The sequence below is a fragment of the Wolbachia endosymbiont of Tuta absoluta genome, from assembly GCF_059414725.1.
Genome location: NZ_JBNRJY010000618.1, coordinates 1 through 554, shown reverse-complemented (window position 1 = coordinate 554; position 554 = coordinate 1). Strand labels below are relative to the sequence as shown.

Genomic DNA, 554 nt, shown 5'->3' with positions numbered 1-554 from the left:
CAGTGTATCTTTACTGGCGGCAAAGACAATTCTTCCACTATTTGAGTATTCTTTATCTTTGTTACATTCTCAATAGTTTTTCCTTTGATCGATCTTTTGGAACAAGCAGGCATCAATCTTGATTTGAATATGCAACAAACTGAGCGTTGTATTCGAGAAATGGGGGTTGGTTTTTTATTTGCCCCTAATCATCACAAAGCAATGAAATATGCAGCGGGTCCTCGTAAAGAACTCGGTTTCCGCAGTATTTTCAACCTCCTCGGCCCGCTTACGAATCCGGCTGGGGTAAAACGCTATGTAATTGGTGTCTTTTCGACAGAACTATGCCGTCCTTTGGCTGAAGTACTCAAGCAACTAGGCGCTGAACATGCGATGGTGGTCCATTCTAAAGATGGTCTAGATGAAATCAGTCTAGCTTCCTCAACCTATGTGGCTGAGTTGAAAGATGGTGAAGTGACAGAGTGGACAATTCAACCAGAAGAAGTCGATATTGAATCGCAAACCTTAACAGGGCTTTCAGTCGAAAGTTCAGCTGAAAGCCTTGCATTAATAAA

1 protein-coding gene and 1 pseudogene are annotated in these 554 nt (G+C 42.1%); one reads left to right on the top strand and one right to left on the bottom strand.

The window, feature by feature from the left end; genetic code table 11:
- Nucleotides 1–89: pseudogene (locus ACJ5GX_RS06880) on the bottom strand (iron-sulfur cluster assembly scaffold protein); the annotation flags it as partial.
- A gap of 40 nt (nucleotides 90–129) precedes the next feature.
- Here ACJ5GX_RS06880 and ACJ5GX_RS06875 point away from each other — a divergent pair.
- Nucleotides 130–554, top strand: a 425-nt coding sequence (locus ACJ5GX_RS06875) for a hypothetical protein (RefSeq protein WP_495292833.1), incomplete at its 3' end; no start/stop codon positions are given.